Origin of the sequence: Streptomyces humi (assembly GCF_001005085.2) — a bacterium.
Classification (GTDB): Bacteria; Actinomycetota; Actinomycetes; order Streptomycetales; family Streptomycetaceae; genus Streptomyces; species Streptomyces humi.
Genome location: NZ_LBMU02000029.1, coordinates 204,958 through 217,985 on the forward strand (window position 1 = coordinate 204,958; position 13,028 = coordinate 217,985).

At 71.1% G+C, this 13,028-nt stretch carries 16 protein-coding genes; 15 read left to right on the forward strand and 1 reads right to left on the reverse strand.

Features of this window, described 5'->3' with window-relative positions:
- Positions 1-146 precede the first annotated feature (146 nt).
- Positions 147-1,007, reverse strand: a complete 861-nt coding sequence (locus AAW13_RS14615) for an SAM-dependent methyltransferase (protein ID WP_071659551.1) — start codon at positions 1,005-1,007, stop codon at positions 147-149.
- 552 nt (positions 1,008-1,559) lie between these two features.
- Here AAW13_RS14615 and AAW13_RS14620 point away from each other — a divergent pair.
- The 15 genes from AAW13_RS14620 to dprA all read left to right on the forward strand — a co-directional run bounded on the left by AAW13_RS14620 (position 1,560) and on the right by dprA (position 12,911).
- Entirely contained in the window at positions 1,560-2,156 is a 597-nt protein-coding gene (locus tag AAW13_RS14620; protein ID WP_046727829.1) for a hypothetical protein, read from the forward strand.
- A gap of 283 nt (positions 2,157-2,439) precedes the next feature.
- Positions 2,440-2,859, forward strand: a complete 420-nt coding sequence (gene rpsP, locus AAW13_RS14625; RefSeq protein ID WP_046727830.1) for a 30S ribosomal protein S16 — start codon at positions 2,440-2,442, stop codon at positions 2,857-2,859.
- 5 nt (positions 2,860-2,864) lie between these two features.
- On the forward strand, positions 2,865-3,104 hold the full coding sequence (locus AAW13_RS14630) for an RNA-binding protein (RefSeq protein ID WP_003973401.1): 240 nt from the start codon (positions 2,865-2,867) through the stop codon (positions 3,102-3,104).
- 135 nt (positions 3,105-3,239) lie between these two features.
- Positions 3,240-3,782: a ribosome maturation factor RimM gene (rimM, locus tag AAW13_RS14635; RefSeq protein WP_046727831.1), complete on the forward strand. Its 543-nt coding sequence runs from the start codon at positions 3,240-3,242 to the stop codon at positions 3,780-3,782.
- A 3-nt stretch (positions 3,783-3,785) separates the two neighbouring features.
- Positions 3,786-4,619, forward strand: coding sequence for a tRNA (guanosine(37)-N1)-methyltransferase TrmD (gene trmD / locus AAW13_RS14640; RefSeq protein WP_046727832.1), 834 nt, complete (start codon positions 3,786-3,788; stop codon positions 4,617-4,619).
- A 136-nt stretch (positions 4,620-4,755) separates the two neighbouring features.
- Positions 4,756-5,106 (forward strand): 50S ribosomal protein L19, encoded by a 351-nt coding sequence (gene rplS, locus AAW13_RS14645; protein ID WP_046727833.1) that lies wholly within the window; start codon positions 4,756-4,758, stop codon positions 5,104-5,106.
- 48 nt (positions 5,107-5,154) lie between these two features.
- The gene (gene lepB / locus AAW13_RS14650; protein WP_046727834.1) at positions 5,155-5,883 is read left to right on the forward strand and encodes a signal peptidase I; all 729 of its coding nucleotides are present in this window, start codon (positions 5,155-5,157) and stop codon (positions 5,881-5,883) included.
- Complete coding sequence (gene lepB, locus AAW13_RS14655; RefSeq protein WP_046727835.1) at positions 5,876-6,961, forward strand: signal peptidase I; 1,086 nt, start codon at positions 5,876-5,878, stop codon at positions 6,959-6,961. Before lepB (AAW13_RS14650) ends, lepB (AAW13_RS14655) begins: the two co-directional genes overlap by 8 nt.
- Positions 6,855-7,874, forward strand: coding sequence for a signal peptidase I (lepB, locus tag AAW13_RS14660; protein ID WP_046727836.1), 1,020 nt, complete (start codon positions 6,855-6,857; stop codon positions 7,872-7,874). Before lepB (AAW13_RS14655) ends, lepB (AAW13_RS14660) begins: the two co-directional genes overlap by 107 nt.
- A gap of 115 nt (positions 7,875-7,989) precedes the next feature.
- Positions 7,990-8,778, forward strand: coding sequence for a signal peptidase I (lepB, locus tag AAW13_RS14665; protein ID WP_046727837.1), 789 nt, complete (start codon positions 7,990-7,992; stop codon positions 8,776-8,778).
- Positions 8,768-9,274, forward strand: coding sequence for an NUDIX hydrolase (locus AAW13_RS14670; RefSeq protein ID WP_046727838.1), 507 nt, complete (start codon positions 8,768-8,770; stop codon positions 9,272-9,274). Before lepB (AAW13_RS14665) ends, AAW13_RS14670 begins: the two co-directional genes overlap by 11 nt.
- Positions 9,275-9,330: 56 nt before the next feature.
- Entirely contained in the window at positions 9,331-9,639 is a 309-nt protein-coding gene (locus AAW13_RS14675; RefSeq protein WP_003965949.1) for a DUF2469 domain-containing protein, read from the forward strand.
- 146 nt (positions 9,640-9,785) lie between these two features.
- Entirely contained in the window at positions 9,786-10,157 is a 372-nt protein-coding gene (locus tag AAW13_RS14680; RefSeq protein WP_046727839.1) for a YraN family protein, read from the forward strand.
- A 1-nt stretch (position 10,158) separates the two neighbouring features.
- A complete protein-coding gene (locus AAW13_RS14685; RefSeq protein WP_046727840.1) occupies positions 10,159-11,769 on the forward strand; it encodes a YifB family Mg chelatase-like AAA ATPase in 1,611 nt (536 codons plus the stop codon).
- Complete coding sequence (dprA, locus tag AAW13_RS14690; protein ID WP_046727841.1) at positions 11,766-12,911, forward strand: DNA-processing protein DprA; 1,146 nt, start codon at positions 11,766-11,768, stop codon at positions 12,909-12,911. Before AAW13_RS14685 ends, dprA begins: the two co-directional genes overlap by 4 nt.
- Positions 12,912-13,028 lie beyond the last annotated feature (117 nt).

The window sequence follows — 13,028 nt, forward strand, 5'->3', positions numbered from 1 at the left end:
CCCAGAGGGGCGCTGGGGGTGCCCCCGGCCGAAGACCGGGGGAGGAACTGCGCGACCAGCCACGACGGCGCCGCGGCCGAAACACCAACGCCGCGGCCGAAACACCAACGCCGCAGCCGAAACACCAAGGCCTGCCCCGCGGAGCGTCAGCGCACCCGTGCGATCAGGTACCGGAAGACGTTCGGCATCCACACCGTGCCGTCCGCACGAAGATACGGATGGAGCGCCTCCGCCAGCTCCTTGCCGACCTGCTCCTCGTCGGCCGCCGCGATCCCCGCGTCGAACAGCCCGGTCGACAGCAGCCCGCGCACCGCGTTGTCCACGCCGGCGTACCCGAACGGGCAGGAGACCCGGCCGGAACCGTCGATCCGCAGACCGGTCCGCTCGGCCACCTCCTCCAGATCGTCACGGCAGGCCGGACGCCAGCAGCCCGCGCCGCGCAAAGGATCGGCCAACTTCGCGGCCACCCGCAGCACGGACGAGGTCGTGCAGCGCTCCGGCGGACCCCAGCCGGTCAGCACCACGGCCGCCCCGCGCTCCGCCGGCGCGACCGCGTCGGCGAGCAGGCCGACGAGCCCCTCGGCGTCCCCGGCGAGGCAGCCGATCGGATCGAAGGCGGTGATCAGGTTGTACGAGGGTGCCCGCCCGTCCACGGTGTCCCCGGGCGAGCCCTGGACGATCCGGGCGGCCCGGCGGCGCATCCGTGCGCCCGGTACCGGGTCGGGCAGCAGCCGTTCCCGGGCGAGGGCGAGCCGTTCGGGGGAGGAGTCGACTCCGGTCACCGCGGCTCCTCTGGCCGCCGCCATCAGCAGGGCGAGCCCGGAACCGCAGCGCAGGCCGAGCAGCCGGGTGGCCGGGCCCACTTCGAGTCGCTCGTGGACGGTCTCGTAGAGCGGCACCAGCATCCGCTCCTGGATCTCGGACCAGTCACGCGCGCGTGCGCCCAGGTCCACGCGCGGGGTGGAGTCCGCGTGAGAAGGGTGGTGCCGCACGAGCGTAGGTGTCATAGGTAAGCGCCCCAATCCGCCGAGAGATACGCACTGACCGATTCCGTGGCCCCCGTGCCGTGCGCCCGCACTTCCCACCTATGCCACATAACTCCGGGCTCGCGGTGGCGTCCAGGGGTCGCGGGTCCCGGCTTGTGCATGGACTATGACTGTGGCGAGATTTCACATCCCGGCAACTTGGGGCTCTACCATCGGACCCACGACACGGCGGTTCTGGCCATGGTCGGCTCCGGAGTAACGTCCGCGAAGCCGGGCACGCTGACCGGGGTGGCGGCCTCAGCCGCGAACGCCGCGAGAGCCACGAAGGCCACGAGCGCGACCGAAACGCGTCTTGCGCTCCGCCGACGACAGCCGCTTCCGCGTCCCGGCCGGGGGTACGCGCCGGGTCGTACGTCAGACTACGCACCGGCTTGGTACGAGCTGTGAGGCTTCTCCGCAGATCAGCGCACCCGTACTCGTCTCCACGCATCAGTGCCGACTGACGGGTACGTGCAAATTATTTGGGATGCCCCGGAATAGGAACACAGCGGCACCCCCGCTCGTTGTCATTACGTGAGCACGACACAGACACCACCTGTTCTCGCCGCAGAGCTGGCGCAGGCGTGGGCCGACATTCAGCGGTACCACCCCGAGCTGCCGGACCTTGCCGCGCCAGAGTCCCTGATCGGGGAGTCGTCGTCCGCGTGCGGTCACGAGCTCTCCTTCGAACGGCTGCTCCATGAGGCAGTCCACGGCATCGCCGCTTCCCGAGGAGTCCGCGACACCTCACGGGCCGGCCGCTACCACAACCGCCGATTCCTCGCGATCGCCGAGGAGCTGGGCCTGGACCACCCCGACGAGCCGCATCCCAGCAGCGGCTTCTCGCTGGTCTCGCTCAACCCCGAGGCGAAGCGCCGCTACCGCCCGACCATCGAGAGACTTCAGCGCGCCCTCAAGGCACACACGGTGGCGACGTCCGCCGACACCACCCGCACCTTCCGCGGCCCGGCCGCCCGCCACGGATCCTCCGGTGGCGGCGTCCGCGTCAAGGCGGTGTGCGACTGCGGCCGCAATGTCCGGGTGGTTCCGTCGGTCCTGGCCCAGGCCCCCATCGTCTGCGGCGGCTGCGGCAAACCGTTCCGTATCCCGGAGGTCGTGGGCGCGGCATAGGTCACGGCTGCTCGTGGCAGCCGCAGCCGTCGCCGCGCCCTGATGCGCCGGTCGGCGCACCCGACGTACGCCACCTCCACGCCGGGTGCGCCTTCGGCGTGCTCCCGTCCGACCGCCGGACCGAGCGACCCACAGGGTGTGGCACAATGGCTAGCTGTACTCGACAGCCGCACAGGACCCCTCTCTCCTCCGGCTGACGCGTCCATCGGGCACTCGGGTACCGCAACCCCACGCGGCAGTCTCGCCGTGCCCAACCACGTCAAAACCAGGAGAACCCACTCCCGTGGCAGTCAAGATCAAGCTGAAGCGTCTGGGCAAGATCCGTTCGCCTCACTACCGCATCGTCGTCGCCGACTCCCGCACCCGCCGTGACGGCCGTGCGATCGAGGAGATCGGCAAGTACCACCCGACCTACCACCCGTCGGTCATCGAGGTGGACGCCGACCGTGTCGCGTACTGGCTCGGTGTCGGCGCCCAGCCGACCGAGCCCGTCCTCGCCATCCTGAAGAAGACCGGCGACTGGCAGAAGTTCAAGGGCGAGCCCGCCCCGGCGCCGCTGCTCGTCGCGGCCCCGAAGGCCACCCGCCCGACGTTCGAAGCGCTCGGCGGTGACGACGAGGGCAAGGGTGAGGCGATCACCCAGAAGAAGAAGGCTGAGAAGAAGGACGAGGCCGCGGCTGAGTCCGAGTCGACCGAGGCCTGAGCAGCATGCTCGAAGAGGCGCTTGAGCACCTCGTGAAGGGCATCGTCGACAACCCTGACGATGTGCAGGTCGCCTCGCGCAACCTGCGTCGCGGGCGCGTGCTGGAGGTCCGGGTGCACCCCGACGACCTCGGCAAGGTGATCGGCCGCAACGGCCGCACCGCGCGTGCCCTGCGCACCGTCGTGGGCGCCATCGGCGGTCGCGGAGTACGCGTCGACCTCGTCGACGTGGACCACGTCCGCTGACGCTTATCGCAACCGGCTCGGGCCGGGGAGGGCCACTGGCCGTCCCCGGCCCGCAGTCGTATTGAGCGCAGTCGTATTGAGCGCAGTCCTATGAGCGCAGTCTTAGGAGCAGGCAATGACAGGAGACCGAGGAAAGTGCAGCTCGTAGTCGCACGGATCGGCCGCGCCCACGGCATCAAGGGCGAGGTCACCGTGGAGGTACGCACCGACGAACCGGAGCTCAGGCTCGGACCGGGCGCCGTACTCGCCACCGATCCCGCCGGCGTGGGACCGCTCACCATCGAGACGGGCCGGGTCCACAGCGGCCGCCTGCTCCTGCGCTTCGAGGGCGTCAAGGACCGCACCGGAGCCGAGGCCCTGCGCAACACCCTCCTGATCGCCGAGATCGACCCGGAGGAACTGCCCGAGGGCGAGGACGAGTACTACGACCACCAGCTCATCGACCTGGACGTGGTCACCGAGGACGGCACCGAGGTCGGCCGGATCACCGAGATCTCGCACCTGCCCTCCCAGGACCTCTTCATCGTCGAGCGCCCCGACGGCAGCGAGGTGATGATCCCGTTCGTCGAGGAGATCGTCACCGAGATCGACCTGGAAGAGCAGAAGGCGGTCATCGCGCCCCCGCCCGGCCTGATCGACGACCAGGCCGAGATCGCGTCCTCACGGGAAGAGTCGTAAGCGATGCGCCTCGACGTCGTCACGATCTTTCCCGAGTACCTGGAACCGCTGAACGTCTCGCTCGTCGGCAAGGCACGCGCGCGCGGACAGCTCGACGTCCATGTGCACGACCTGCGGGCCTGGACGTACGACCGCCACAACACGGTCGACGACACCCCGTACGGCGGCGGCCCCGGCATGGTCATGAAGACCGAGCCCTGGGGCGACGCCCTCGACTCCGCGCTCGCCGACGGCTACGACACCGGCTCGCACGCCCCCGCGCTGATCGTCCCCACCCCCAGCGGCCGCCCCTTCACGCAGGAACTCGCCGTCGAACTCTCCGAACGGCCCTGGCTGCTGTTCACACCTGCCCGCTACGAGGGCATCGACCGGCGCGTCATGGACGAGTACGCGACCCGGATGCCGGTGTACGAGGTGTCCATCGGCGACTACGTGCTCGCCGGCGGCGAGGCGGCCGTACTGGTGATCACCGAGGCCGTGGCACGGCTGCTGCCCGGTGTCCTCGGCAACGCCGAGTCGCACCGGGACGACTCGTTCGCGCCCGGCGCGATGGCCAACCTCCTGGAGGGCCCCGTCTACACCAAGCCGCCCGTCTGGCGCGGCCGGGACATCCCTGACGTGCTGCTCAGCGGCCATCACGGCAAGATCGCCCGCTGGCGTCGCGACGAGGCCCTGAAGCGGACCACCGCCCACCGGCCCGACCTGATCGAGCGCTGCGCCCCCGAGGCCTTCGACAAGAAGGACCGCGAGATGCTCTCCATCCTGGGCTGGGCCCCGGATCCGGCGGGCACTCCCCACGGCCGATTTTGGCGCAGGCCAGAGGGCGTGGAAGAATAGACCGCTGTTGTGCGCCCGTCCGGCGTGCGCCCCTGCCGCAGGGGGACACGACGCCCGCCCCGACCCGCACGGCAGACCCCATGGAACACCTAGTTTCCGTTGATGACCTGTGGCATCAGCGAGGAAAGCAGACGAAATGTCTCACCTGCTCGACACCGTCGACTCCGCGTCGCTGCGCAGCGACGTCCCGGCCTTCCGCCCGGGTGACACCGTCAACGTCCACGTCCGCGTCATCGAGGGCAACCGCTCCCGTGTGCAGCAGTTCAAGGGCGTTGTGATCCGCCGCCAGGGCAGCGGTGTCCGCGAGACCTTCACGGTCCGCAAGGTCTCCTTCTCCGTCGGCGTCGAGCGCACCTTCCCGGTGCACACCCCGATCGTCGAGAAGATCGAGCTCGTCACCCGCGGTGACGTGCGTCGCGCCAAGCTCTACTACCTGCGCGAGCTGCGCGGTAAGGCCGCGAAGATCAAGGAGAAGCGCGAGAACTGATCTCGCGCGAACGGAGTTCTTATCGCGGCCGGATAGCATCTGGCCTCGATGGACACCGAAGCACAGCCGACGGAGCGCGACCGCTCCTCCCGTCCCGATCCAGGGGACGCGGAGGACCGGTCGCGTTTCGCGTTCCTGACCCGGGTCGCCGACTGGCTGCCGGGCGGCTGGATCACCCTGACGCTCTTCACCTGCCTGGTGTTTTTGCTCGCCCTCAACACTTTCGTGGCCCAACCATTCCAGATTCCCAGCGGATCCATGGAACAGGGATTGAGGATCGGGGACCGGGTTCTCGTAGATAAGTTGGCGTACCGTTTCGGTGCCGAGCCGCGCCGCGGCGATGTCGTCGTGTTCGACGGATCCGGGTATTTCGGGGACGCCGACTACATCAAACGCGTTGTCGGTGTGGGAGGAGACCATGTGGTCTGCTGCGACAAGAAGGGGAGGATCGAAGTGAACGGCCGGTCGGTCGACGAGACCGCGTTCCTCTATCCGGGGGACACCCCCTCCACCGTGGCCTTCGACGTCGTCGTCCCAGGCGGCCGGCTCTTCGTCCTCGGTGACCACCGCAGCGACTCCAGCGACTCCCGCGACCATCTCGGCTCGCCCGGCGGCGGCATGGTCCCCGTCAAGGAGGTCATCGGCCGCGCCGACTGGATCATCTGGCCGTACGCCCACTGGACCCGGCTCTCCCGCCCGGCCGCCTACGCGCGCGTGCCCGCGAGCGAGGCCGCCGGGGCGCGGCGGCCGAAGGTGGCGGAGGGCGTGCATGGGTAACCGCGGCAGACCACGCGGCGTGCCCGTCGACGCCGCCGCCACGCTGCTGCCCACCGGGGTCCGGCGCACCTCCAGCCCGGGCGGCGGCCGCTCCCGCGCGGAGCGGCGCAAGCTTCAGCGCAAGGTCAAGCGCAAGCGCCGGCGCGGAGCCATGCGGGAGATACCGCTGCTGGTCGGCGTCGCCGTCCTGATAGCGCTCGTGCTGAAGACGTTCCTCGTCCAGGCCTTCGTGATCCCGTCGGGCTCGATGGAGCAGACGATCCGGATCGGCGACCGTGTCCTGGTGGACAAGTTCACCCCGTGGTTCGGCTGGCAGCCGCACCGCGGAGACGTCGTCGTCTTCCACGACCCGGGCGGCTGGCTGGCCGACGAGCAGACCACCAAGGCCGACGACCCGGTCGTCGTCAAGCAGCTCAAGGAAGGGCTCACCTTCATCGGCCTGCTGCCCTCCGCCAACGAGAAGGACCTCATCAAGCGGGTCATCGGCGTCGGCGGTGACCACGTCAAGTGCTGTGACGCGCAGGGCCGGGTGACCGTCAACGGCGTGCCGCTGACGGAGGGCAACTACCTGTATCCCGGGAACGCCCCGTCCACCCAGGAGTTCGACATCACCGTCCCGCAGGGCCGGCTCTGGGTGATGGGCGACCACCGGGGCAACTCGGCCGACTCCCGGGCCCACCAGGACACCGACTACGGCGGCACGGTCCCGGTGAGCAACGTGGTGGGACGGGCCAAGTGGATCGGCTGGCCGCTCGGGCACTGGTCCTCGCTCGAGGAACCTAAAACCTTCGCAAGCGTTTCTAACTCCGTGTCGGGGTCGACCGCGGCTCCCCAGGTGTCGCATAGGGTTGCCTCCGACGTTCCAGACGGATACGTCCAACTCCCGAGCCCTGCGGAACTCCCGCTCGTTATGGGAGTGGTGGGCCTGCGCCGTGGATGGCGCCGGCGGCGGCACGGAGTAAGGAGTTGGCGTGGGGGATGTGGCGGTAGGCGCACGGTCGGGACACGACGGCGAGGAGCACGGGCGCCCCGAGGAGAATGTCCCCAGCGCAGACGGTGGTACCACCTCCGGCAGTGACGGCGGGCCGGCCGGGGGCCCCACCCCGGCGGACGGCTCGTACTCCGGCGGCGGCGGAGCCGGGACGGACGACGACGGCGGCGCGGCGGCACCCGCACCGAAGAAGCCCCGCTCCTTCTGGAAGGAGCTGCCGATCCTGATCGGCATCGCGCTGGTCCTGGCGCTGCTGATCAAGACGTTCCTGGTGCAGGCGTTCTCGATCCCGTCGGACTCGATGCAGAACACCCTCCAGCAGGGTGACCGCGTTTTGGTCGACAAGCTCACCCCGTGGTTCGGCTCCGAGCCGGAGCGCGGCGAGGTCGTCGTCTTCCACGACCCGGACGACTGGCTGGCGGGCGAGCCCACCGCCCAGCCGAACGCGATCCAGACGTTCCTCAGCTGGATCGGCCTGATGCCGTCCGCCGAGGAGAAGGACCTGATCAAGCGGGTCATCGGTGTCGGCGGCGACACCGTCTCCTGCAAGAACAGCGGCCCGCTCATGGTCAACGGCCATGCGCTGAACGAGCCTTACGTGTACCCGGGCAACACCCCGTGCAGCGTCGACGACCAGGGCGGCCAGTTCACGGTGAAGGTGCCCAAGGGCTACATCTGGGTGATGGGCGACCACCGCCAGAACTCCCGCGACTCCCGCTACAACCAGTCCGACAAGCACCACGGCATGGTCCCGGTGAAGGAGGTCGTCGGCCGTGCCATCGTCAAGGCCTGGCCGATCAACCGCTGGGGCACGCTGCCCGTCCCGGACACCTTCGACCAGTCCGGCCTCGACACGCAGGCCTCCGCCGCGGCCTCCCTCTCGGTGGCCCCGGAGGGCGTGGCCGTCGCCGCCGTCCTGCCGATCGTCGTGTGGCGCCGCCGGCGGGGCGACCGGACCGGGTCCAAGTTCGACCGGCGCGCCGCCGCCGGCAAGCGCTGACGCGACGCGCGCGGGCCCGGCTGACCGGCCCATGTGAAACCCTTGGGGAGCTTGTGACCAGGGCCGCCGAAGAAGGGCTGCCCCTGCCCGGTACCGCCGGGTAGGGTGCGGCCTCATGAGCGGCGAGAGCACGATACGTACGGCCCCGCGCAGCGGCGGCGGCACCAGCACCGGTACGGCGCGGACCGGCAGCGGGCTCGGTAACCGGTTGTCCGGGATCGCGGTGGCGCTGGGCATCGTGCTCTTCCTCGGCGGGTTCGCCTGGGGAGCGGTGGTCTACCGGCCGTACACGGTGCCCACCGGTTCGATGACGCCGACGATCGACGCCGGGGACCGGGTGCTCGGCCAGCGCATCGACGGTGACCAGGTGCGCCGCGGCGACGTGGTCGTCTTCCGCGACACCAGCTGGGTCAGCAACGCGGACGTCGTCAAGCGCGTGGTGGCGGTCGGCGGGGACACGGTCGCCTGCTGCACCAAGGGCAAGCTCACCGTCAACGGCAAGCCGATCGACGAACCGTATCTGCCGGCCGGCAGCCTGGCCGAGCTCCAGGGCTTCCCGACCGTCACCGTTCCCAAGGGCCGGCTCTTCCTCCTCGGTGACGAGCGCCAGGGCTCCCTCGACTCCACCGCCCACCTCACCGACGCTGCCAAGGGCACGGTCGCGCGCGGCGCCGTGACCGCGCGGGTGGATGCCGTGGTCTGGCCGATGAAGGGCATGCTCAAGCGCCCGACCGGCTTCGAGGAGCTGGGCAGCCTCTCCCAGCCGGGTCCGCTGCGCATCATCGAGCTCATGATCGTGGCCGGCGGTGTGCTGGTCCTGGGCGGCGGCGCCTACGGTCCCGTCGCCGGCCTGCTGAGCCGCTCCCGGAGCCGTGGCCGTACGGAGTCCGCCGGTGCCCGCTGAGGCGCCGTACGAGGGCGGCCTGCGCAAGGTGGCCCGGGTCGTCCTGCTCGATCCCGACGACCGCATCCTGCTGCTGCACGGCCATGAACCGGACGACCCGGCCGACGACTGGTGGTTCACGCCCGGCGGCGGACTGGAGGGCGACGAGACCCGTGAGGAGGCCGCGCTGCGGGAACTCGGCGAGGAGACCGGCATCACGGACGTCGAACTCGGGCCGGTGCTGTGGCGCCGGATGTGCTCCTTCCCGTTCGCCGGCCGCCGCTGGGACCAGGACGAGTGGTACTTCCTGGCCCGTACGACGCAGACGGCGGTCGAGGCCAGGGACCTGACCGAGCTGGAGCGGCGCAGTGTCGCCGGAGCGCGCTGGTGGACGTGCCGGGAACTGACCCGGGCACATGAGACGGTGTATCCGACCAGACTCGCCGAGCTGTTCCGTAGGCTGCTCGACGAAGGTCCCCCCGTCAGGCCCGTCACCCTTGACCCGGAAATCGTCTAGGGGCGCGCGGTACTGGCGCACAATGGTGGGATCGCACGGCTGAAGGGGAACATGCCATGAGCGCCGAGGACCTCGAGAAGTACGAGACCGAGATGGAGCTGAAGCTCTACCGGGAGTACCGCGATGTCGTCGGTCTGTTCAAATACGTGATCGAGACCGAGCGGCGCTTCTACCTCACCAACGACTACGAGATGCAGGTGCACTCGGTCCAGGGCGAGGTCTTCTTCGAGGTGTCCATGGCGGACGCCTGGGTCTGGGACATGTACCGGCCGGCTCGCTTCGTGAAGCAGGTCCGCGTGCTTACGTTCAAGGACGTGAACATCGAGGAGCTGAACAAGAGCGACCTGGAGCTGCCGGGCGGCTGAGCCCTCGGCGTCGGCGTGGATCGGCGTGGATCGTTTGTGCGGTCGCTCGTGTGGGTGACGGAGTTGTCCACAACGGCTGAGTAACCCACCAAGATCAACTTTCGGGTGCGGTGTGCGTGACGGTTGGCGCCGGAGGTGGTGCCGACATGAACACCCATCGGGCCCGCAGCGCACTCGGCAGGTACGGCGAGACGCTGGCCGCGCGGCGGCTGACGGAGACCGGCCTGACAGTGCTGGAGCGCAACTGGCGCTGCGGCAGGACGGGCGAGATCGACATCGTGGCGCGGGACGGGGACGTCCTGGTCGTCTGCGAGGTGAAGACCCGGCGGGCGGGGGTGTTCGAGCATCCCATGGCCGCCGTCTCGCCCGAGAAGGCGGAACGGCTGCGCGACCTCGCCGAACACTGGATCCACGCCCACGGAGGGGCGCCGCCGGGCGGTGTCCGCATCGACGTGATCGGCGTGGTCCTGCCGCGACGCGGGGCACCCGTGGTCGAGCACGTCCGGGGGGTGGCCTGAGATGGGTTTCGCACGGACCTGCTCGGTGGCGCTGGTGGGCGTCGAGGGCGTGGTGGTGGAGGTCCAGGCCGACCTGGAGCCGGGCGTGGCGGCCTTCACGCTGGTGGGGCTCCCGGACAAGAGCCTGACGGAGAGCAAGGACCGGGTCCGGGCCGCGGTGGTGAACTCGGGCGCCCCCTGGCCCTCGAAGAAACTGACGGTGGGGCTCAGCCCGGCGTCGGTGCCGAAGAGCGGCAGCGGCTTCGACCTCGCGGTGGCCGCCGCCGTGCTCGGGGCGGCCGAGCGGATCGATCCCCGGGTGCTCGCCGAGATCGTGATGATCGGCGAACTCGGCCTGGACGGCCGGGTGCGCCCGGTACGGGGCATCCTCCCGGCGGTGCTGGCCGCCGCCGACGCCGGATACGAACAGGTGGTGGTGCCGGAGAGCGCGGTTCCGGAGGCCTCGCTGGTGCCGGGGGTGTCGGTGCTGGGCGTGCGCAGCCTGCGCCAGCTGATCGCGGTGCTCACCGACGAACCGGTGCCCGACGAGGAGCCCGTCGCCGGAGAGATCCGTCCCGACCCCTTCCTCGCCGGCCTGGCCCTGCCCGGCATGGGACTCGCCACCGGCCCGGTGACCGGCGAGCACGCGCCCGACCTGGCGGACGTCGCCGGGCAGCACGTGGCCCGGGCCGCCCTCGAGGTGGCCGCGGCGGGGCGCCACCACGTCTTCTTCAAGGGCCCGCCGGGCGCGGGCAAGACCATGCTGGCCGAGCGGCTCCCGGGGCTGCTGCCCGAGCTGGGCCGCCAGGAGTCCCTGGAGGTCACCGCCGTCCACTCGGTCGCCGGGATGCTGCCACCCGGGCACCCCCTGGTCAACAGGCCGCCCTACTGCTCCCCGCACCACTCGGCCACCATGGCCTCCCTGGTCGGCGGCGGAACCGGCCTGCCCCGCCCAGGCGCGGTGTCCCTGGCCCACCATGGCGTGCTTTTTCTGGACGAAGCCGCAGAATTCCACAGCAGTGTCCTCGACGCCCTGCGCCAGCCCCTGGAGTCGGGGCACGTGGTGGTCGCCCGGGCCGCCGGGATACTGCGCATGCCGGCGAGGTTCCTCATGGTCCTGGCCGCCAACCCCTGCCCGTGCGGCAGGCACGGCACCCCCGGTGACGCCTGCGAGTGCCGGCCCTCCTCGATCAAGCGGTACCGGGCCCGGCTCTCCGGGCCCCTGATGGACCGCGTGGACCTCAGGGTGAGCGTCGAACCGGTCGCCCGGGACGAACTGCTCCGGCTCCACACCGGCGCCGAGTCCTCCGCCGCCGTGGCCGACCGGGTGCGCGGTGCCCGGGAACGGGCCGCCCGTCGCTACGAGGGGCTGCCCTGGCGCACCAACAGCGAGGTCCCCGGCCATGAACTGCGCACCCGCTGGCACGTCAGGCCCGGCGCGCTGGCCAAGGCCGAACTGGACCTCGACCGGGGGCTGCTCACCGCCCGCGGCTTCGACCGGGTGCTCCGGGTCGCCTGGACCCTGGCCGACCTGGCGGGCCACGACCGGCCCAGCGCCAACGACGTCAACCTCGCCCTGGAGCTGCGTACCGGAGTCCGGCGCGGCGCGGTCCTGGAAGGGGCCGCGACATGACCGACGGCGGACCGCTCGCCCGGGTCTTCCTCACCCGGGTCCTCGAACCCGGCGACGAGACGGGCGGGCGGTGGCTGCGGGAGTACGGCGTGCCGGAGGTGGTCCACCGCCTGCGCGGCGGCGGGCCGCCCCTGCCCGGGGTGAGCGGGGCCCGCTGGGCCGGTCTCCTGGCCAGGGCGGCCCGGGCCGACCCGGGACAGGACCTCGCGACCGCCCGGGAGGCGGGGGTGCGGTTCGTCGCCCCCGGCGACGTCGAGTGGCCGGTTCAGCTCGACGACCTGGGGGACGCGCGGCCCCTCGGGCTGTGGGTGCGGGGGCGGCCCGGTCTGCGCATGTGGGCGCTCCAGGCCGTCGCCGTCGTCGGCGCCCGGGCCTGTACCGAGTACGGCGCCCACATGGCGGCCACCCTCGGCGCCGGGCTCGCCGAGCGCGGCTGGGTGGTGGTGTCCGGCGGTGCCTACGGCGTCGACGGCGCCGCCCACCGCGGAGCCCTCGGCGCCGGCGGCGCCACCGTCGCCGTCCTGGCCTGCGGGGTCGACCGGCCCTACCCCCGAGGACACACCGAGTTGATCAACCGGATCGCCGAACAGGGACTGGTGGTGGGGGAGTTGCCGCCCGGCGAACACCCCACCCCCAGCAGGTTCGTGCTACGCAACCGGGTCATCGCCGCCCTCACCAGGGGAACCGTCGTGGTGGAAGCCGCCCACCGCAGCGGATCGCTGGTCACCGCACGGGCGGCGCAGCGGCTCGGCCGGTTCACGATGGGCGTGCCCGGACCGGCCACCAGCGCCCTCTCGGCCGGGGTGCACGAACTGCTGAGAGGCGAGTCCGTGCTGGTCACCGACGCCGCGGAAGTCGTCGAACTCGTGGGCGACATGGGCGAGCTGGCCCCGGCCAGACGCGGTCCCGTCCTCCCGCGGGACCTGCTGGAGCCCGCCGCCCGGCAGGTCCTGGCCGCCCTGCCCGGCAACCGGCCGGCATCACCCGAAGAGGTGGCCCGCGGCGCCCAGACGTCCCAGGACGAGGCGGTCGCGAGGCTGTACGAACTCCGAGCACTTGGTTACGTCGAACGACACGACGACGGCTGGAAGTTGACACGCCAGGCGTTGATCTCGGTCAGGGGCGGTCGGAGTCGGTGCTGACCGAGCGTGTTCGGCCGTCCGGGGGAACGCCCGACGCCCTTGGGAATTCCCGGAGTTGACGCCCCGCGCGATCACACAGAGCGACCTGCCGGACGCGCTCCGACGCGCCGTACAGGG

Excerpts from the sequence above, each read along its gene's own strand:
- AAW13_RS14615 (WP_071659551.1), bottom strand. The coding sequence starts at position 1,007 with ATGACACCTACGCTCGTGCGGCACCACCCTTCTCACGCGGACTCCACC.
- AAW13_RS14630 (WP_003973401.1), top strand. The coding sequence starts at position 2,865 with ATGCTCGAAGAGGCGCTTGAGCACCTCGTGAAGGGCATCGTCGACAAC.
- trmD (WP_046727832.1), top strand. The coding sequence starts at position 3,786 with ATGCGCCTCGACGTCGTCACGATCTTTCCCGAGTACCTGGAACCGCTG.
- rplS (WP_046727833.1), top strand. The coding sequence starts at position 4,756 with ATGTCTCACCTGCTCGACACCGTCGACTCCGCGTCGCTGCGCAGCGAC.
- lepB (WP_046727834.1), top strand. The coding sequence starts at position 5,155 with ATGGACACCGAAGCACAGCCGACGGAGCGCGACCGCTCCTCCCGTCCC.
- lepB (WP_046727835.1), top strand. The coding sequence starts at position 5,876 with ATGGGTAACCGCGGCAGACCACGCGGCGTGCCCGTCGACGCCGCCGCC.
- lepB (WP_046727837.1), top strand. The coding sequence starts at position 7,990 with ATGAGCGGCGAGAGCACGATACGTACGGCCCCGCGCAGCGGCGGCGGC.
- AAW13_RS14675 (WP_003965949.1), top strand. The coding sequence starts at position 9,331 with ATGAGCGCCGAGGACCTCGAGAAGTACGAGACCGAGATGGAGCTGAAG.
- AAW13_RS14680 (WP_046727839.1), top strand. The coding sequence starts at position 9,786 with ATGAACACCCATCGGGCCCGCAGCGCACTCGGCAGGTACGGCGAGACG.
- AAW13_RS14685 (WP_046727840.1), top strand. The coding sequence starts at position 10,159 with ATGGGTTTCGCACGGACCTGCTCGGTGGCGCTGGTGGGCGTCGAGGGC.
- dprA (WP_046727841.1), top strand. The coding sequence starts at position 11,766 with ATGACCGACGGCGGACCGCTCGCCCGGGTCTTCCTCACCCGGGTCCTC.